14 protein-coding genes are annotated in these 17,690 nt (G+C 55.8%); 7 read left to right on the top strand and 7 right to left on the bottom strand.

Going from position 1 to position 17,690, the window contains the following annotated elements; all coding sequences use genetic code 11:
• Positions 1 to 77: 77 nt before the first annotated feature.
• A complete protein-coding gene (locus ADJ24_RS22680; protein ID WP_023311382.1) occupies positions 78 to 1,250 on the bottom strand; it encodes a MalY/PatB family protein in 1,173 nt (390 codons plus the stop codon).
• Between the two features lie 48 nt (positions 1,251 to 1,298).
• Complete coding sequence (malX, locus tag ADJ24_RS22675) at positions 1,299 to 2,891, bottom strand: maltose/glucose-specific PTS transporter subunit IIBC (RefSeq protein WP_029740306.1); 1,593 nt, start codon at positions 2,889 to 2,891, stop codon at positions 1,299 to 1,301.
• Between the two features lie 177 nt (positions 2,892 to 3,068).
• Between malX and ADJ24_RS22670 the strand changes: the two genes are divergently transcribed.
• Positions 3,069 to 4,097, top strand: a complete 1,029-nt coding sequence (locus tag ADJ24_RS22670; protein ID WP_023311457.1) for a Mal regulon transcriptional regulator MalI — start codon at positions 3,069 to 3,071, stop codon at positions 4,095 to 4,097.
• A 2-nt stretch (positions 4,098 to 4,099) separates the two neighbouring features.
• Here ADJ24_RS22670 and ADJ24_RS22665 read toward each other — a convergent pair whose 3' ends face one another.
• Entirely contained in the window at positions 4,100 to 4,996 is an 897-nt protein-coding gene (locus ADJ24_RS22665) for a LysR family transcriptional regulator (RefSeq protein ID WP_048703899.1), read from the bottom strand.
• A 107-nt stretch (positions 4,997 to 5,103) separates the two neighbouring features.
• On the opposite strand from ADJ24_RS22665, the gene ADJ24_RS22660 reads away from it, so the two are divergent.
• Positions 5,104 to 6,084: an MBL fold metallo-hydrolase gene (locus ADJ24_RS22660; protein WP_023311459.1), complete on the top strand. Its 981-nt coding sequence runs from the start codon at positions 5,104 to 5,106 to the stop codon at positions 6,082 to 6,084.
• A gap of 15 nt (positions 6,085 to 6,099) precedes the next feature.
• A complete protein-coding gene (locus tag ADJ24_RS22655) occupies positions 6,100 to 6,954 on the top strand; it encodes an alpha/beta fold hydrolase (protein WP_023311460.1) in 855 nt (284 codons plus the stop codon).
• A 39-nt stretch (positions 6,955 to 6,993) separates the two neighbouring features.
• On the opposite strand, the gene ADJ24_RS22650 is transcribed toward ADJ24_RS22655, so the two are convergent.
• Both ADJ24_RS22650 and manA read right to left on the bottom strand, forming a co-directional pair.
• Positions 6,994 to 8,526 carry a YdgA family protein gene (locus ADJ24_RS22650; protein WP_023311461.1) on the bottom strand — a complete coding sequence of 511 codons (1,533 nt, stop codon included), beginning with the start codon at positions 8,524 to 8,526 and terminating at the stop codon, positions 6,994 to 6,996.
• Between the two features lie 99 nt (positions 8,527 to 8,625).
• Entirely contained in the window at positions 8,626 to 9,801 is a 1,176-nt protein-coding gene (gene manA, locus ADJ24_RS22645) for a mannose-6-phosphate isomerase (RefSeq protein ID WP_023311462.1), read from the bottom strand.
• Positions 9,802 to 10,000: 199 nt separating this feature from the next.
• Between manA and fumA the strand changes: the two genes are divergently transcribed.
• Positions 10,001 to 11,647, top strand: coding sequence for a class I fumarate hydratase FumA (gene fumA, locus ADJ24_RS22640; protein ID WP_023311463.1), 1,647 nt, complete (start codon positions 10,001 to 10,003; stop codon positions 11,645 to 11,647).
• 183 nt (positions 11,648 to 11,830) lie between these two features.
• Entirely contained in the window at positions 11,831 to 13,225 is a 1,395-nt protein-coding gene (gene fumC / locus ADJ24_RS22635; RefSeq protein WP_023311464.1) for a class II fumarate hydratase, read from the top strand.
• Here fumC and tus read toward each other — a convergent pair whose 3' ends face one another.
• Positions 13,226 to 14,155 carry a DNA replication terminus site-binding protein gene (gene tus / locus ADJ24_RS22630; protein ID WP_023311465.1) on the bottom strand — a complete coding sequence of 310 codons (930 nt, stop codon included), beginning with the start codon at positions 14,153 to 14,155 and terminating at the stop codon, positions 13,226 to 13,228. It lies immediately after the preceding gene.
• Positions 14,156 to 14,228: 73 nt separating this feature from the next.
• Positions 14,229 to 15,527: a two-component system sensor histidine kinase RstB gene (gene rstB / locus ADJ24_RS22625; RefSeq protein WP_023311466.1), complete on the bottom strand. Its 1,299-nt coding sequence runs from the start codon at positions 15,525 to 15,527 to the stop codon at positions 14,229 to 14,231.
• Positions 15,528 to 16,042: 515 nt separating this feature from the next.
• On the opposite strand from rstB, the gene ADJ24_RS22620 reads away from it, so the two are divergent.
• A complete protein-coding gene (locus ADJ24_RS22620; protein ID WP_048703896.1) occupies positions 16,043 to 16,993 on the top strand; it encodes an FRG domain-containing protein in 951 nt (316 codons plus the stop codon).
• 196 nt (positions 16,994 to 17,189) lie between these two features.
• Complete coding sequence (locus ADJ24_RS22615) at positions 17,190 to 17,459, top strand: hypothetical protein (RefSeq protein WP_233422315.1); 270 nt, start codon at positions 17,190 to 17,192, stop codon at positions 17,457 to 17,459.
• Positions 17,460 to 17,690: the final 231 nt, after the last annotated feature.

Raw genomic sequence — 17,690 nt, 5'->3', positions numbered from 1 at the left:
TAAAGTGCGCCATATTATAAAAACAAAACGGGGTAAAAAGCTATTTGCGCAAGGGAATATTCCGTTGCGCAAATTGATTACAGGAGCGTGTTAATCCCGGTAATGAGGCGTTGCACCCCTTGTTCCAGCTTGCTGCGTGGACAGCCGGCGTTCAGGCGAACAAAGCCGTTTCCCTCTTTGCCGTAGTTATATCCCGGCATGATGGCGACTTTTTGCTGCTCGATCAGCACTTTTTGTAGCGCCCGATCGTCAATGTTCAGCGGGCGCAGGTCAATCCAGGCCAGGTAGGTCGCTTCGGGCGGCTGCCAGTTCAGTTTCGGAAAGGCGCGGTTTACCTCCTGCGCGATATACAACAGATTCTCTTCCAGATAGCCCCGCAGGGCATCCAGCCACGGCCCTCCCTGCTGATAGGCGGCGATATGCGCCGTTAGCGCCAGCACGGAAGGAGAAGAGAGCCCGTCCCGGCCTTTTAGTGCGCTGAGATAACCGTTACGGCTTTCCTCATCACCAATAAGGCCGTAAGCGCCCGTCAGCGCCGGAATATTGAAGCTTTTCGAGCCGGAGGTGAGAAGCGCCCATTTGCCGCGCGCCACCGCGCTCCACGGCGTGTGACGATGCTCTCCCCACACCATGTCCATATGAATTTCATCGCTGATAACCGCCACGTCATTGCGTGCGCACAGTTCAGCCATCTGCGTCAGCTCGTCCCGCGTCCAGACCTTGCCGGTTGGGTTTTGCGGGCTGCACAGCAGCAAAATTTTGTTTTCAGGTTTTGCCAGGGCCGCTTCCAGCGCAGCCATATTTCCCTGCCAGCCTGCGGCGTGCTTTTCCATCTCCACGGGCACCACATGACGCGCATTCCCTTCAATAGCTTTGTAAAACGCGTCGTATGCCGGGGTGTGAACCACTACGCCGTCGCCGGGGTGTGACCAGAGACGAATCAGCTCTGACACCATGTAGATAACGGAAGGACCATAAACGACGGTTTCCGTATCAATCGTGCTGTTAAAGCGCTGCTGGAACCAGTGCGCGACGGCAGCGAGAAACTCATCGTTCTTCCAGCGGCTGTAGCCCAGCACGCCGTGATTAATGCGCTGATGCAGCGCGTCGGTAATGCAGGGCGCGGTGGCGAAATCCATATCCGAGATGGTGAAGGGCAGCAGATCGGCCGCGCCAAAGCGGTCGGCGACGTAGTCCCACTGCGTACACCAGGTGCCGTGTCGATCCACGACGGTAGAAAAATCAAACATGACGTGAGTCCTTAAAGTAAAACCCCCTCATGAGAGGGGGCTGAGGCATCAGGCTTCAACTGTTCGCATCAGGGTTGCCAGCTCATCCTTCACCGACTGGACCTGCGGGCCGATAACCACCTGCAAATTGTGCTGATTTAACTGTACCACGCCGATGGCCCGGTTGGCTTTCAGGGCGTTGGTATCCACTTTTGACATATCCGCCACCGACAGACGCAGGCGGGTGATGCAGTTATCGAGCGAGGTGATGTTATCCGCACCGCCCAGCGCCGCCAGAATGGCCGGTGTGTTGTAGCCGGATTTGCCCACGGTCCCGGCAACCGCCTGTTCAACGCTGCTCGCCGTATCGGTATCGCGGCCAGGCGTTTTCAGGTTAAAGCGGGTGATGGCGAAGCGGAAGATGCCGTAGTAAACCGCAAACCAGATAGCCGCCACGACCGGCACCAGGTACCACTTGGTGGACAGGCCGTGCAGGATCCCGAACACCACGAAGTCGATCACGTTGCCGTCGGTGTTGCCGATGGTCACGCCCAGCACCGCCATCACGGTAAAGCCCAGACCGGTCAGCACCGCGTGGATGAGGTACAGCACCGGTGCGACGAACAGGAACAGGAATTCGATTGGCTCGGTGGTTCCGCCCACGACGCAGGCGATCACGCCGGAAATGAGCAGGCCTTTAATTTTATGACGGTTTTCCGGGCGCGCGCAGTGGTACATCGCCAGCGCGGCACCCGGCAGGCCGCCGAGGAAGGCAGGCATTTTACCCTGAGACAGGAAGCGGGTGGCGCTTTCCGAGAAGCCGTGGGTGGTCGGACAGCTCAGCTGCGCCTGGAAGATGGTCAGCGCGCCGCTCACGTCGTGACCGCATACCTCCATCGTACCGCCCGCTTCGGTGAAGCGAATCAGGGCCACCAGGATATGCTGCAGGCCAAACGGCAGGAGCAGACGCTCGCCGGTGCCGAAGATCATCGGACCGAAATCTCCCGCGCCGTTGATGATGCGGCCAATGCCGTTGATGCCCATCGCAAAGACCGGCCAGATCAGCGGAATGATCAGACCAAACAGTCCCATCACCACCAGGGTAACAATCGGCACGAAGCGGGTACCGCCGAAGAAGGCCAGGGCATCCGGCAGCCGGATATTGTGGAAGCGCTCGTGCAGCATCCAGATAATCACACCCGCGATCACTGCCCCGAGGATCCCGGTATCAATAGACTGGATGCCGATCACGCTCTGAATGTTGTTGGCTTTCAGCACGGCGGCGTCGGTGGTCGGCAGAATGCCTTTCGCGGTCAGCCAGAAGTTAACCGCCAGGTTCATCACGGCGTAACCCACAAACCCGGCAAACGCCGCGACGCCTTTATTTTCGCGCGCCAGGCCCAGCGGGATAGCAATACAGAACATCACGGGCAGGAAGCTAAACGCAAAGGAGCCGACTTTACTCATCCAGATGAAGATCGCCTGCAGCACCGGGGTACCGAGGAACGGGATCAGCGTGATGACGTCTTTACTGCTCAGCGAGCTGCCGATCCCGAGCATGATCCCGCAGAACGAGAGGAGTGCCACGGGCAGCATAAAGGTTTTACCCAGTTGCTGGAAAAATTCCCACAGCGATATTTTTTGTGCTGCTTTCGCCGTCATAAAACGACTCCTTTATTGTTAAAATCAGTTTGCCTTCTTCAATGCTGCGAGAAGATAAAACGTTTTATCAAAGTTTAGTGCGCGCTAAATCACATTCTCAGGCTTTAACTGGTAGTATAAAGATAACGTATTGATAAAACGTTTTACCGATCTCATTTCAGGGAGTCACGCCAACACATGGCTGTAGCGAAAAAAATCACCATCAACGATGTCGCGCTGGCGGCGGGCGTTTCCGTCAGCACCGTTTCTCTGGTGCTAAGCGGAAAAGGGCGCATCTCTCCTGCGACCGGTCAGCGGGTTAACGAGGCGGTTGAGCAGCTGGGTTTTGTGCGTAACCGTCAGGCGTCGGCGCTGCGCGGCGGTCAAAGCGGGGTGATTGGCCTGATTGTTCGCGACCTGACGTCACCTTTCTATGCGGAGCTGACCGCCGGGTTAACCGAAGCGCTTGAAGCGCAGGGGCGGATGGTCTTTCTTCTGCACGGCGGTCGCGAGGCCGATCAGCTTCTTTCCCGGCTCGATATGCTGCTGAATCAGGGTGTTGACGGGGTAATCGTCGCCGGAGCGTCGGGCGTGGGCAGCGAGCTGTGCGAGCGCGCCGCCGAAAAAGGCGTGCCGCTGGTGTTTGCTTCGCGCGCCAGCTACCTCGACGAGGCCGATACGCTGCGCCCGGATAACATGCAGGCCGCGCAAATGCTGACCGAGCATCTTATTCGTCGCGGACACCAGCGCATTGCGTGGCTCGGCGGGAAAAGCTCGTCCCTGACCCGCGCCGAGCGGGTCGGCGGCTACTGCGCGACGCTGATTAAATACGGCCTGCCGTTCCACAGCGAATGGGTCGTGGAGTGTGAATCCAGCCAGAAGAAAGCGGCGGAAGCGATAGGCGCGCTGCTGCGCAGCAGTCCGACGATCAGCGCCGTGATTTGCTACAACGATGTGATTGCCATGGGCGCCTGGTTTGGCCTGATCCGCGCCGGGCGTCAGAGCGGCGAGGGCGGGGTGGAAACCTTCTTCGGCCATCAGGTGGCGCTGGGGGCGTTCGCCGACGTCGGTGAAAACGCGCTAGACGATCTGCCGATCGTCTGGGCTACCACCCCTGCGCGGGAGATGGGCTACACGCTGGCGGACAGGATCATGCAGCGCATCGACAACACGGACGTTCAGGCCGGACACCAGATTGTGGCGGCGCGGCTGGTGACGGTGAAATAATATCAGGCGGGTTGCGTTAGCGGATTGAGCAACAGTTCGGCTTCCAGCGCTTCCACAAACTTTCGTACTTTAGCCGGGATCAGCCGGGAGGTCGGGTAAACCGCCCAAACGGCCAGCGATTCCGGGTGGGCATCCTCCAGGACGATCCGCACGAGTTTACCCTCTCTGAACGCCGGCTCTACGTACCAGCGGGATAAATTGGCGATCCCTAACCCTCCCAGGCAGGCTTCGAAAATGGCCTCAATAGAGTTCGCGGAGAATCGGCCCGACACCTTTTGTTTGTAGCGCTGTTCACCCTGTTCGAATGACCAGTGGACGGTATCTGACGTGGTCAGACAGCTGTGTGCCGCCAGATCGTTAAACGATTTTGGATAGCCATTCGCGGCAAGATACGCCGCGCTGGCGCAGAGATCGCGAGGGTTGTGACTCAGGCGATGGGCAACCAGCCGGTTATCGCGCAGTGGCGCAATGCGTAACGCCACGTCTATGCCTTTTCCGACAATATCAACCTGTTCGTCGGTGGCGAGTAAATCGACCTGCAGGGCGGGATGTTGCTGCATGAACCGGGTCAGCATGGGAGCAACGATCTTACGACCAAACCCCGCTGAGGCGGTAATGCGCAGTCGTCCGGAAAGGTGCGTCCCCTCGGGAAACAGAACGGCCAGCGCGTTATTTTTATCTTCCAGCAACGCCTGCGCATGGGGCAAAAAAACGGCCCCATCGCTGGTGGGTGAGAGGGAACGCGTGGTGCGGTGCACCAGCCTGACCCCCAGTTCAGCCTCAAGATTATTAAGAGACCGTGATGCCGCCATGGCGCTCATAGAGAGCCGACGCGCGGCGCCCGCCAGGCTACCCGCCTTGACGGCTTCGACAAACACTTCAACGTCTTCCAGTTTCATTGTATCGATTTTCGTTATGCTGACTTATCAAAGTACATATCTACATTATTTATCGTTACGCTGCCATAGTCTCTTCACAACCTGAAAAATATCAATCTGGAGTGAAGATGAAAAAGTTGAAAACGGTTCTGGCGCTCAGCGGCCTGCTCCTGGCAGGCACATCGTGGGCAGATGCCCCGGCGCAGGTTAAACAGCAGGTTCCGGGCTATTATCGTCTGGCGGTCGGGGAGTATGAGGTGACGGCGCTGTTCGACGGCTATAACGATCTTTCGCCAGCCTTGCTACACGGGCTCTCAGGCGAAAAGGTTCGCGAACTGCTGGCTCAACACAAAATTGATGCCGAACGCATGCCTACCGCCTTTAACGCCTTTCTGGTGAATACCGGTAAACACCTGGTCATGATTGACAGCGGGGGTGGCCACTGCATGGCGGAAACGGCCGGTCAGCTGGTCAGCAATATGAACGCATCAGGGTACCGTCCCGAGCAGGTTGATACCATTTTCCTGACCCACCTGCATCTTGACCACGTGTGCGGCCTGAGCGATGCAGAGGGTAAGGCGTTGTTCCCCAATGCCACCGTCTACGTACCGCAGGGGGAGGCCGACTACTGGCTTGATCCCGTAAAAGAAGCGAGCGCGCCGGCTAATGCGAGGGAGTATTTCGCTATCGCCAGGAATGCGCTGTCCGCGTATAAAGCCGCCGGGCACCTTAAAACCTTCGTCCCGCCAGCTTCGCCTGTCCCGGAAGTCCAGACGGCATATGCCATAGGGCATACGCCAGGCAGTACCGTTTATCGCTTCGCGTCGCAGGGGACGGCTATCAACTTCATTGGGGATTTGATTCATGCTCCTGCCGTCCAGTTCCCGCACCCTGAAGTGTCTATTCGCTTTGATGTCGATCCGAAAAAAGCCATCTCATCCAGGGCGCAGGAGTTTAACGCGCTGGCAAAAGACGGTGAGTGGATGGCCGCAGCGCATCTGCCTTTCCCCGGTATTGGGCATATCACCGCCTGGCAGCAGGGCTATAGCTGGAATCCTGTCAATTACGGTCCTTATCAACGTGCGGCCAACGTGCCTCTGCTGAAATAAAGTGAGGTGACGAGCATGAAAAGTTACACCGTAACGGCAAACGGTATTCGTCAGTTTGTGGTCGAAGAGGGTGAAGGTGCACCGGTTATTCTCCTGCATGGTTTTCCTGAAACAAACTATGCCTGGCGCTACCAGATACCCGTACTGTCCCGGCACTACCGCGTGATTGCACCGGATTTACGCGGGTATGGCGAAACGGATAAACCTGCTTCTGGCTATGATAAGCGCAACATGGCGCGGGACATCCGGGAACTGATGCGTGTCCTGGGTTTACAGAAAGTGGTGCTGGTGGGGCACGATCGCGGCGCGCGCGTCGCGACGCGGTTTGCAAAAGATCACCCTGAGCTGGTGGATCGACTGGTGGTGATGGATAACGTGCCAACGCGTATTGTGGCGCGCGATCTGAATGCGTCGATTGCGCGTGCGTACTGGTTCTTCCTGTTTCATCTTGTGCCAGACCTGCCGGAAGCGCTGATTGCGGGTCGGGAGCATATCTGGCTGCGCCACTTTTTCTCGGACTGGACATACAATCCGTCGACCATCAGCGGCGAGGCGTTTGATACCTATGTTAGGGCGTATCAGGCGCCGGGGGCGGTGCGTGGCGCAATGGATGACTATCGTGCCAACGCAGAGGATGTGGCGCAGGATATGGCTGACGCTGAGGTGAAAATCACCTGCCCGGTAATGTCGCTGTGGGGTAATGATTTTCATGCGGTCGGCAAGCTTTTCGATATGGAAAGCGTCTGGGCCGAAATGGCGGATAACCTGCGGGCGCAGGGGATTGATGAGTGCGGCCATCTGCCGCAGGAGGAGCAGCCAGAGAAAGTGAACGCGCTTCTGCTGGATTTCCTGGCGGGATGGAAAAGTTAGCGGGCAATAAAAAACCCCTCATGCGAGGGGTTTTGCTGTTTACTGCTGCGGTGCCGCCGGTTCGGCTGGCGCTGCCGGTTCAGCCGGTTCCGGCATCCCCAGAGTCGGCATACCAAACATGCCGACGAACTCTTCCAGCGGCATCTTGTCGCCGTTGAGCGTTACCTGGCCGTTGGCGTACTGCAGGCTGGTGGAGATCGTGTTGTTTTCCACTTTGGTGATGCGGAACATCTGGCCCATGGCCGCCAGACCTTTCACCTGCTGGTTCGCCAGCTTGCCGGCGTCTTCATCGCCGTAGCCTTCCAGCTTCGCAATCTGGGTCATAAACTCGGTCGCCATATCCATCGGGATGGTCAGCTTGCTGTCGAGCGACTTCACGCTGCGATCCACTTCCTGCGCCAGCGTCTGCGGTTCACCCCTTGCGGTTGCCGGATCTTTCAGGAACAGCGACAGGTTAAAGCTGGTTTCGCCTTTGCTGTTTTTCCAGCTCAGCGGCGCAACGGTGATCACCGGCTCGCCTTTCAGCAGGACAGGCAGGTTGTTGAACAGTACCGCCATCGCCTGCTGCTGATACACCTCAGGGTTCTGCTGGAGTGCGGCATCGGTCAGCAGCGCCTGGCTCTCTTTGCTGTATTTCTGGCTAAACTCGTGCCACGCCTGGCCGTCGATATTGCCGATCTTCAGCGACAGCTTGCCGGTGCCCAGATCCTGATTCTGCACCTTCAGGCTCTTCAGCGTGTAATCCAGCTGCGTGTTGATGCTTTTACCGTCTTTGGAAACGTCGGATTTGCCTTTGACGTCCATGCCTTCCAGCACGGCCATCTCTTTTCCTTCAACCGCAATGGCTACCTTGTCGAGAGAGAGTTTCTGATCGCCGATACGCTCCTGGAAATCGGTCATTCGGCTGTTGCCGTCGGCTTTCAGGTTGTTGAAGGTGAGCTGAACCTTTTGGTTATATTCGTTCACGGCATTGACCAGGCCGCTTTCCGCTTCACCCGTCAGGGAGAACACGTTTCCGTCGCGGTCGGCATCGAGTTTGAAGTGGCCGCCGCTAAAGGCGACTTTCTCATTCTCTTTCTCGTAGTTCAGCGCTTTCAGGGCAATATTGGAACTCGTGTCACCGGCATAGCTAATTCGGGTATTAATGTCGAAAGGCGATTCATTCTTCGCCAGGTCAAACAGCGGTTTGGTGACGTCGTTATTCACCAGCACGGTATGAACGGACGCCATCGACGGGATCAGGTTAAAGGACTTCAGCTGCGCCAGCGGCAGCGGACCGTGGCTCACCACCTCATCCAACACCACGCTCTGGCCCGGTTTCAGCCAGCCGTTTTCAGCACCGGCAACCGGCTTCACCACCAGCTGCATACGGCTGGTAAACACGCCGCGATGATAATTCTGGTAGCTCAGCTCAAGGCCCGCCTCCGGCGCGCTGCGCTTAATCTCTCCGTTAGCCTGCGCCACCATCTCAGCCAGACGGCCTTCCAGCTGTTTCCCGGTAAACCAGGAGGCACCCGTCCAGACCACGCCTAACGCTACAATCACTCCAACCGCTACGACCGATTTTTTCATTGCGACTATCCCTAAAATGAAACCAGGCGGTAAAAACCGCCTGGAGATATTAAGCCTGCAACTAGCTTAGCAAGAGTTGTTAAAAAATTCAGTAAGTGCTTAAAGCTTATTGAAAACGCGCGCCAGACGACCGATGCCGCTTACGCTGACCGGAGACTCATTGGCTGGAACAAATGCTGACTCACCGGGCTTAAGCACCAGACGCTGTTCGCCTTTGCGCAGCGTCGCTTCGCCCTCGGCGCAGAACAGAATCGCCGCGCTTTCCTGCGCGATGGCGGTTTCGGCCTGGCTCAGGTCGTGCAGGGAGAAAGCAAAATCTTCAACCGGAATCGGGAAGTCCAGCTCTGCGCCGTTTTTCACCGGCTGAGTCAGCAGCTCCGCGGCAGGTTTCGCCACAAACTTCACGTTGGCAACCAGCTCAGGAATATCGATGTATTTCGGCGTCAGGCCCGCGCGCAGCACGTTATCTGAGTTGGCCATTACCTCCAGCGCCACGCCCTGTAGGTAGGCGTGCGGGGTTTCGGCAAACAGGAACATCGCTTCGCCCGGGTTCAGCTTCACCACGTTCAGCAGCAGAGGGGAGAACAGGCCGCTGTCGTCCGGGTAGAATTCGGAGATCAGACGGATAGTCTCCCACGGTTCACCCTGCTGGCTGCCCAGAGCCGCTTTCAGTACCGCCAGGGCGTGAGATTTCTCTTCACCCTGCATATTCAGCAGGCTGGCAAACAGCTGGCTCAGCGCGTCCGCGTTCGGGTTTTCAAGGAAGTGGGCGATAGCCTTGTGGGCACCCGCGACCGGTTGCAGCAGGGAGACGATCTCTGAAAACTCGCGGAACGCGTTCATCGCCAGGAACGGCGTCAGCGCGAACACCAGCTCCGGCTTGTGGTTAGGATCTTTGTAGTTACGCTCGGCGGCGTCCAACGGAATACCCGCCGCGTTCTCTTTCGCAAAGCCGATTTCAGAGGCTTTCTTGTTCGGGTGAACCTGGATGGAGAGCGGCTGGTCGGCGCACAGCACCTTGAACAGGAACGGCAGTTCCCCAAAGCGCTGAGCCACCTTGTCGCCCAGCAGCGCGGCTTTATCGGCATCAATCACGTCACGCAGGCTGCGTACCTGGCCGCTGGCGTCTTCAATTTTTGAGCTGCTCTTCGGGTGTGCCCCCATCCACAGTTCTGCCATCGGCAGGTTGTTCGGGTTCGCGATACCGTAGAGATCCGTTAACGCAGTTTTACTTCCCCAGGCGTAGTTTTGCACTGAGTTAATGAGTTTTTGCATTATCAAGCCCTGATTCAATTGTGGAATTAACTCCGGGTATTAAAGCAATAAACCTCATGGAAGTAACCTGTGGATGTAAAAAGTCGTACTAGTCTCAGTTTTTGTTAAAAAATTGTGTAGGATAAGCTGACTCGCTTTTAAGCCGGGCAGCGGAACATCTGCCCTGAATAAACAGACCGAAGCAGTAAGTGAGAGACCAATGTCGAATAAACCCTTCCATTATCAGGATCCTTTCCCCCTCAGTAAGGATCGGACCGAGTATTACCTGTTAACCCGCGATCACGTCTCCGTCTCTGAGTTTGAAGGACAAGAGATCCTCAAGGTCGATCCTCAGGCGCTAACGCTGCTGGCGCAGCACGCTTTCCACGACGCCTCGTTTATGCTGCGTCCTGCGCACCAGCAGCAGGTTGCCGATATCCTGAGCGACCCGCAGGCCAGCGAAAACGATAAATACGTTGCCCTGCAGTTCCTGCGTAACTCAGACATCGCCGCGAAAGGTATTCTGCCTACCTGTCAGGACACCGGCACGGCGATCATCGTCGGTAAAAAAGGCCAGCGCGTCTGGACCGGCGGCGGTGACGAAGCGGCCCTGGCGCACGGCGTCTACAACACGTACACCGAAGATAACCTGCGCTATTCGCAAAACGCGGCGCTGGATATGTATAAAGAGGTCAACACCGGCACCAACCTGCCAGCACAGATCGATCTCTACAGCGTCGACGGTGACGAGTACAAATTCCTCTGCATCGCCAAAGGCGGCGGTTCAGCCAACAAAACCTATCTCTACCAGGAAACCAAGGCGCTGCTTACCCCGGGCAAGCTGAAAAATTACCTGGTTGAAAAGATGCGCACCCTCGGCACCGCGGCGTGCCCGCCGTACCATATCGCGTTTGTGATTGGCGGTACGTCGGCGGAAAGTACGCTGAAAACCGTCAAGCTGGCCTCAACTAAATACTACGACGGCCTGCCTACCGAAGGTAACGAGCACGGCCAGGCGTTCCGCGACGTGCAGCTTGAGCAGGAACTGCTGGAAGAGGCGCGCAATCTGGGCCTCGGCGCGCAGTTTGGCGGCAAATACTTTGCCCACGACGTGCGCGTGATCCGTCTGCCGCGTCACGGTGCCTCCTGTCCGGTCGGGATGGGCGTGTCCTGCTCTGCGGATCGCAACATCAAGGCGAAGATCAACCGCGAAGGCGTGTGGATCGAAAAACTGGAAAACAACCCGGGCAAATACATTCCGGAAGAGCTGCGCAAAGCGGGTGAGGGTGAAGCGGTTCGCGTTGACCTGAACCGTCCGATGAAAGAGATTCTGGCGCAGCTTTCGCAGTATCCGGTCTCGACCCGTCTCTCGCTGAACGGCACGATCATCGTGGGTCGCGACATCGCGCACGCGAAGCTGAAAGAGCGTCTGGACAACGGCGAAGGGCTGCCGCAGTACATTAAAGATCACCCGATCTACTACGCCGGCCCGGCGAAAACGCCTGAAGGCTACGCGTCCGGCTCGTTAGGCCCAACCACGGCAGGGCGTATGGACTCGTACGTTGACCAGCTGCAGGCCAACGGCGGCAGCATGATCATGCTGGCGAAAGGCAACCGCAGCCAGCAGGTGACGGACGCCTGCCACAAGCACGGCGGCTTCTACCTCGGCAGCATCGGCGGCCCGGCTGCGGTTCTGGCGCAGGGCAGCATTAAGAGCCTGGAGTGCGTGGAGTACCCGGAACTGGGTATGGAAGCGATCTGGAAAATTGAAGTGGAAGACTTCCCGGCGTTTATCCTGGTGGATGACAAAGGCAACGACTTCTTCAAGCAGATCCAGTCGTCCCAGTGCTCGGCGTGCGTGAAGTAATTCTGTAAATTGTCGGGTGGCGGCTGCGCCTTACCCGGCCTACGAGTCTGGTAGGTCGGGTAAGCGTCAGCGCCACCCGACATCAAAAAGAGCGCACAAAGCGCCATATCGTTTCTCAGAAGTCATCAATACTTATCCCTTAAGCATGTGAGCAATCCCTCTTTTGTTATCAAGGAGAAAGTAATGACCACGGTACGCCATGAGAAAGATTCGATGGGCGCCATCGACGTCCCGGCCGATAAGCTATGGGGCGCGCAAACCCAGCGTTCGCTGGAGCACTTCCGTATTTCGACTGAAAAAATGCCCGTCTCGCTGATTCAGGCGCTGGCGCTCACCAAACGCGCCGCCGCTAAAGTGAACCAGGATTTAGGCCTGCTGCCGGCAGAAAAAGCGACCGCCATCATCAACGCCGCCGACGAAGTGCTGGCGGGTAAGCATCCCGACGAATTCCCCCTCGCCATCTGGCAGACCGGTTCCGGCACCCAGAGCAACATGAACATGAACGAAGTGCTGGCGAACCGGGCCAGCGAACTGCTGGGCGGCGTGCGCGGCATGGAGCGTAAGGTCCATCCGAACGATGACGTCAACAAAAGCCAGAGTTCCAACGACGTCTTCCCGACGGCGATGCACGTGGCGGCGGTCATCGCTATACGCGAGCAGCTTATCCCGCAGCTTAACGTCCTGAAAGCCACGCTCAACGAGAAAGCGCAGGCCTTCCACGACATCGTCAAAATTGGCCGTACGCACCTGCAGGACGCCACGCCGCTGACGCTCGGCCAGGAGATTTCCGGCTGGGTGGCGATGCTGGAACATAACCTGAAGCATATTGAGTACAGCCTGCCGCACCTGGCGGAGCTGGCGCTCGGCGGAACGGCGGTCGGGACCGGGTTAAACACCCATCCTGAATACGCGGTGCGCGTGGCGGAGGAGCTGGCAAACATCACCGGGCAGCCGTTCGTCACGGCGCCCAATAAGTTCGAAGCGCTGGCGACCTGCGATGCGCTGGTCCACACCCACGGCGCGCTGAAAGGGCTGGCGGCCTCGCTGATGAAAATCGCCAACGACGTGCGCTGGCTGGCCTCGGGTCCGCGCTGCGGCATCGGTGAAATCAGTATTCCGGAAAACGAGCCGGGCAGCTCCATCATGCCGGGTAAAGTGAACCCGACCCAGTGCGAAGCCATGACCATGCTCTGCTGTCAGGTGTTGGGCAACGACGTGGCCGTCAACCTGGGCGGTGCGTCCGGCAACTTCGAGCTGAATGTCTATCGTCCGATGGTGATCCATAACGTACTGCAATCGATTCGTCTGCTGGCGGACGGGATGGAGAGCTTTAACGAGCACTGTGCGGTAGGGATTGAGCCGAATCGCGAGCGTATCAGCCAGTTGCTGAATGAATCCCTGATGCTGGTGACGGCGCTGAATACCCATATCGGCTACGACAAGGCCGCCGAGATCGCTAAAAAAGCGCACAAAGAGGGGCTGACGCTGAAAGCCTCCGCCCTGGCGCTGGGCTATCTCACGGAGGAGGATTTCGATGCCTGGGTGCGCCCTGAGGCGATGGTCGGCAGCCTGAAATAGTCATCCCGCCACGTACAGGTGCAGCCGCGGAATAATCAGCTGCAGCGGCTGCGCCTGAGGTCTGTAACGGTGCTGGACATTTTCAGCATCGTAATTCAAAAGCTCACCAATATCCGGCACGATGGCCCCCCGATCGGCATCATAGAGCGCAATCAGCGGCGTAGGGCAGGCATGCTGAACCTGTTTTTGCTGGCCGGAATACCAGACGCGGGCGATAGGCTGCACCTTCACCGGGCGCTTTATCTTGAGGCGCGCGTCCGCCGGAAGCGAGGCGATGCTGTGGTACTCCTGCTCCAGGCGCTCAATCCACTGCTCGCGCGACCACGGTGCGACGGTGCGCGGCGTCTTCAGGCTTTTTTCCAGCTGCGCCAGAATCTCATCCCGGGTGAAGTTTTTAATGATGTGCTTATTCGCCCAGCCGAAGCGCAGCGTGGCGGGATGACGCAGTACCGTCAGCGTGCGATAGGCATTCAGGGTAATCAGCCCCGGAAGCTGACGGTGCACCCATTCAAACCGGGCGGCAGGGGCGAGGCCGGACTCTTCGGTAACGATCTTTTCAAAGGCCGCTTTCAGGGTGTTGATATGGGTAATCTGGCTTTCCAGCGCGTCGCGCGTTGTCGCATCGGTTTGCAGGCAGATCACACCGGGCAGACGCACGGCGGCCTTACTGCTGCGGTTTTCTGACTGCTGCTGGATAAACAGGCGGCGATAGTGCTTCAGCGCCAGCTCAAGGGCGGCGCTGCCGATGTGCTGTTCAACCTCGATGGTGTCCAGCGGGTCGTGCTCGGCCCCTTTAGCCACCTCGGGCAGGGTAAAGACGCGCGCGGCCAGCAGGCGGCAGTTCTGCAAACGTTCGGTCAGGGTCAGGAGCTCGTGTTCTATTTCCCGAAACGTGCTGTTCAGCCGTTCGAGGATATCGTAGGTCGCCATAAGCACTCTCGTTAGTTACAACATACTTATCATATAGCACAGCACGCCGGGTCAGGCCAGCGTGCGGTTAAGGTCAGGCAGGGACGGGAAGGGCGATGTTATGATACACCGGCCAGCTAAAGCAGAAGCGCGCGCCGCCGAGCTCGCTCTCTTCGCAATGCACCGTCCCGCCCATCGCCTGCGCGATAGAGTAAACAATCGCCAGCCCCAGGCCGCATCCGCCAGTGGCGCGATCGCGGCTGGGGTCGAGGCGGACAAACGGTTCAAACACGGTTTCTCGCGCTTCCGGGGCAATCCCCGGACCGTCATCCTCCACCGTCAGGCTGGCCTGATTGCCCTGCAAATCCAGTCCGATCTGTAGCGTACTTTCGCTGTAGCGCATGGCGTTGTTCATCAGATTGTCCAGCACGCGCTCCATCAGGCGCATATCGAGCGCGCCGTAATCACCCGGCGTGACGCGCGTTAACAGCGTGCGCTGCGGGTTCACGCTCTGAACGTCATCGATGTGGGTTTGCAGCCACGCGGGCAGATCCGGCGTGCTGAGGTTCAGCTCGTTTTGCGGACGATCGAGGCGCGCGTAGGTCAGCAGCTCCTCAATCAGCGCCTCAAGCTGGCCGATGTCGCGGTTAAGCGCCTGAGACTCCGCGTCAGTCAGATTCTCGCTCATCTCCAGACGGTAGCGCAGGCGAACCAGCGGCGTGCGCAGCTCGTGCGCAATGCCGTCGATCAGCTGCTTCTTACTGGCGATCAGGGCATTGATGTTATCGGCCATCTGGTTAAAAGCCACGCCCAGACGTTCAAAGCTGGAACCGCTGTCGAAGTGAATGCGTTCGGTAAAATGCCCCTCGCCAAAACGCTGCGCGGCGGATTCCAGCTTCAGCATGTCCTGCCAGTGCGGGCGCATCCAGATAAAAACCGGAAACGCGAGCGAAATGGCGATAAAAGCCATCAGCGCCATGTCCAGCAGACGCATCTGGTGGAGATAGTAGAGATAGGGCACCGGCCCGACGGCCAGCACGTAATGGCTGCGCGGTATGCGCTGGATAAAGGTGTATTTCTCATCCAGCGCGACGATGTCCCCGTCGCGCAGACGCTGCATGGCGGGCGGATCCAGCTCAAAATCTTTTAACGGCTCGATGCGTAAATCGAACGACAGATTCAGGTCCAGCTCTTTGAGGGTTTTCGCCCAGTCGTGTGGCGGGATCTCTCTGAGCTCGCTGCGCATCAGGTAGAGCGAGCTTTTCATCAGATCGTCCAGCGACTGCCTGCCCGCACGTTCAGCGGTGAATTTATAGACCAGCCCGACCAGCATGGTCATGACCAGGAAGCAGACAAACAGCAAAAGATAAAACTGCACAAACAGCTTTTTCATTAAATATCACCGGAAAATCAAGTAACTAACTACTTTGTTTTTACCTTCAGGGGCACTAAAGGGGCATTTGCATATCCGCCAAAGCGCTGATTCAAAAATGATACCTGATCGCAATCGAGAGCATTTATCTACGCAGAGTACACTGTATATGTCATTTCTGCATTCATGTGGCCCAATTGGCTCGCAATAAACGCAGGGTTGCAGACAATTAGAACAAAGAAGCGGTTACCGCAAGCAAGCCAGCGCCAACAAACCCTAGGCATCTGCATACGGACAGGAATATAGCGACGGGCTGACCATGGCACAGACTGGGGAAATCATGCAACAGATGAAGATAAATCAGCAACAGCTTACTGCGAAGGGCCAATAGATGCAGTAAATGATAGTACTCTTGCTAAGTCGCTGAAAATGCAATACTTTGAAAGTTCACATTGGCCGGGTGGGCAAATTTATTCATTCTCGGCAAATTGTATTTCGTGATCACAACAATGGAACTGCCAAGGCGACTCATAGATATGGTTACTACTAAAGACACGTCCTTAAATAAAATCAACAGTGTTAATGGTTATTTGCGGTTGATTTTTGATCAGAACAAGTTGATGAATGATAATGATAATGATAATTATAATTATAATTATAAAAGTATAGATGACGATGAAAAAGAAGGTTTTGCAGTAACTTGTTATCGTGGGCAATCAAAGTCAGATTGGTTGCTTCAACCTTCAATATCCAGAGGGTATAAAGATAATGCTGAGAATGAAATATTTAGAGAGTTAATGCTGGAAGCTCCAAACGAATTTAACAATGACAGATTCATGTTTGACAAATTAGTAAGGGCGCAGCATTACGGATTACCCACAAGATTGGTAGATGTATCATTAAATCCGCTGGTGGCACTATATTTTGCTTGCTGCGAATTTAAAGGGGGAAAAGAAGAGTTAGCAGATGGTAAGGTTTATATAATAAGCTTTAAGTCTTCGCGGGTTAAATTCTCCGACAGCGATACAATTAGTCTGATTAGTAACCTTACACGCTTGTCTGATGAGGAAAAAAAAGCGCTTAAAGAAAAACAAAACTTCGCAGTTGCTAGCTTTAGAAAGCTTGATGAAATTAAACGATTGTTAGGGTTCGTTAAAGGCGAAAAACCTTATTTCACCAATGAAGTTAGACGATCAGATTTGTTTAGATACTTTTTTGTTTATCCTACAAAAAACAATAGGCGTGTCATAGCTCAATCCGGCGCTTTCATGACGGCCGGACTATTAAAATACGATTCACCTCAAAGCTCAAATGGATTAAAAATCAATCAAATCCTCATACCTGGTGCCAGTAAGCCAAAAATATTAGAAGAATTAGATAAGCTAAATATAAATTCCAGAAGTTTGTTTCCAGAAATTGAATCAGCATCCAAATATATTAAAGCCAAGTATGTTATTCCTTCGGCAATGGAAGATGAGAACTTGTAAAGAGTTTTACTTTCGACAATCGTAAGACGAAAATTCAAATTATAGCCGTAATGCTTATTTTACCCGCCTTGTGCGGGTTTTTGCGTTTTGCCCGATAGACGGGTTTTTCTTTGAGTGCACGCCGCAGAATCGTCCCATTCTAGGGGGGCTTTTTAGTATGTACTTTCGTGAGCTGAACGATACAGGGGTATGAGAAATGAGCGACGCTGAATTTACAGATAACATGTTCTTTCAAGAATTTGAAGCAAACCTGGCGCTGATTGAAAACGGAGAGGATGGAGAGGTCGTAGATGTGCCCGTTGTCGCTGCACTCGTACCAGCAGCACTTCAACCAGATGCATCCAGGCGGGCGATACTTCTCAGCAGCAAAAAAACATCTGCGACAGGTACTCTTCCTGCCGCGGTCTCTGCTGTTGCAGGGCCGACGCCGGGCTTGGAAGCAGGCCTAAGTGTTGGCAAAAGATGATGTACACCACATTCTTTTTGAAGTGCTCTAAGCCACCCGGGTACGGGCCCGCGAAATGGAACAGCAGATCGAAGCCTTAAAGAAACAAGCGGTTGAAGTGGGTGCTGATGAATCGCTGTCAAGTTAAGGGATAAACAAATTTTTCATTCAATAAAAAAGGAAATAAAGTAATTAACTACTCTGTTTTTACCTTCAGGGGCACTAAAGGGGCATTTGCATATCCGCCAAAGC

Source organism: Enterobacter sp. 940_PEND (assembly GCF_001059415.1).
GTDB lineage: Bacteria > Pseudomonadota > Gammaproteobacteria > Enterobacterales > Enterobacteriaceae > Enterobacter > Enterobacter cloacae_M.
Note: the sequence above shows the minus strand (reverse complement) of the source record. Positions and strands in the feature narration are given on the sequence as shown.

What these genes read in the sequence shown, in the direction of transcription:
- ADJ24_RS22680 (WP_023311382.1), bottom strand. Translation starts at nt 1,250, where the DNA reads ATGTTTGATTTTTCTACCGTCGTGGATCGACACGGCACCTGGTGTACG.
- malX (WP_029740306.1), bottom strand. Translation starts at nt 2,891, where the DNA reads ATGACGGCGAAAGCAGCACAAAAAATATCGCTGTGGGAATTTTTCCAG.
- ADJ24_RS22670 (WP_023311457.1), top strand. Translation starts at nt 3,069, where the DNA reads ATGGCTGTAGCGAAAAAAATCACCATCAACGATGTCGCGCTGGCGGCG.
- ADJ24_RS22665 (WP_048703899.1), bottom strand. Translation starts at nt 4,996, where the DNA reads ATGAAACTGGAAGACGTTGAAGTGTTTGTCGAAGCCGTCAAGGCGGGT.
- ADJ24_RS22660 (WP_023311459.1), top strand. Translation starts at nt 5,104, where the DNA reads ATGAAAAAGTTGAAAACGGTTCTGGCGCTCAGCGGCCTGCTCCTGGCA.
- ADJ24_RS22655 (WP_023311460.1), top strand. Translation starts at nt 6,100, where the DNA reads ATGAAAAGTTACACCGTAACGGCAAACGGTATTCGTCAGTTTGTGGTC.
- ADJ24_RS22650 (WP_023311461.1), bottom strand. Translation starts at nt 8,526, where the DNA reads ATGAAAAAATCGGTCGTAGCGGTTGGAGTGATTGTAGCGTTAGGCGTG.
- manA (WP_023311462.1), bottom strand. Translation starts at nt 9,801, where the DNA reads ATGCAAAAACTCATTAACTCAGTGCAAAACTACGCCTGGGGAAGTAAA.
- fumA (WP_023311463.1), top strand. Translation starts at nt 10,001, where the DNA reads ATGTCGAATAAACCCTTCCATTATCAGGATCCTTTCCCCCTCAGTAAG.
- fumC (WP_023311464.1), top strand. Translation starts at nt 11,831, where the DNA reads ATGACCACGGTACGCCATGAGAAAGATTCGATGGGCGCCATCGACGTC.
- tus (WP_023311465.1), bottom strand. Translation starts at nt 14,155, where the DNA reads ATGGCGACCTACGATATCCTCGAACGGCTGAACAGCACGTTTCGGGAA.
- rstB (WP_023311466.1), bottom strand. Translation starts at nt 15,527, where the DNA reads ATGAAAAAGCTGTTTGTGCAGTTTTATCTTTTGCTGTTTGTCTGCTTC.
- ADJ24_RS22620 (WP_048703896.1), top strand. Translation starts at nt 16,043, where the DNA reads ATGGTTACTACTAAAGACACGTCCTTAAATAAAATCAACAGTGTTAAT.
- ADJ24_RS22615 (WP_233422315.1), top strand. Translation starts at nt 17,190, where the DNA reads ATGAGCGACGCTGAATTTACAGATAACATGTTCTTTCAAGAATTTGAA.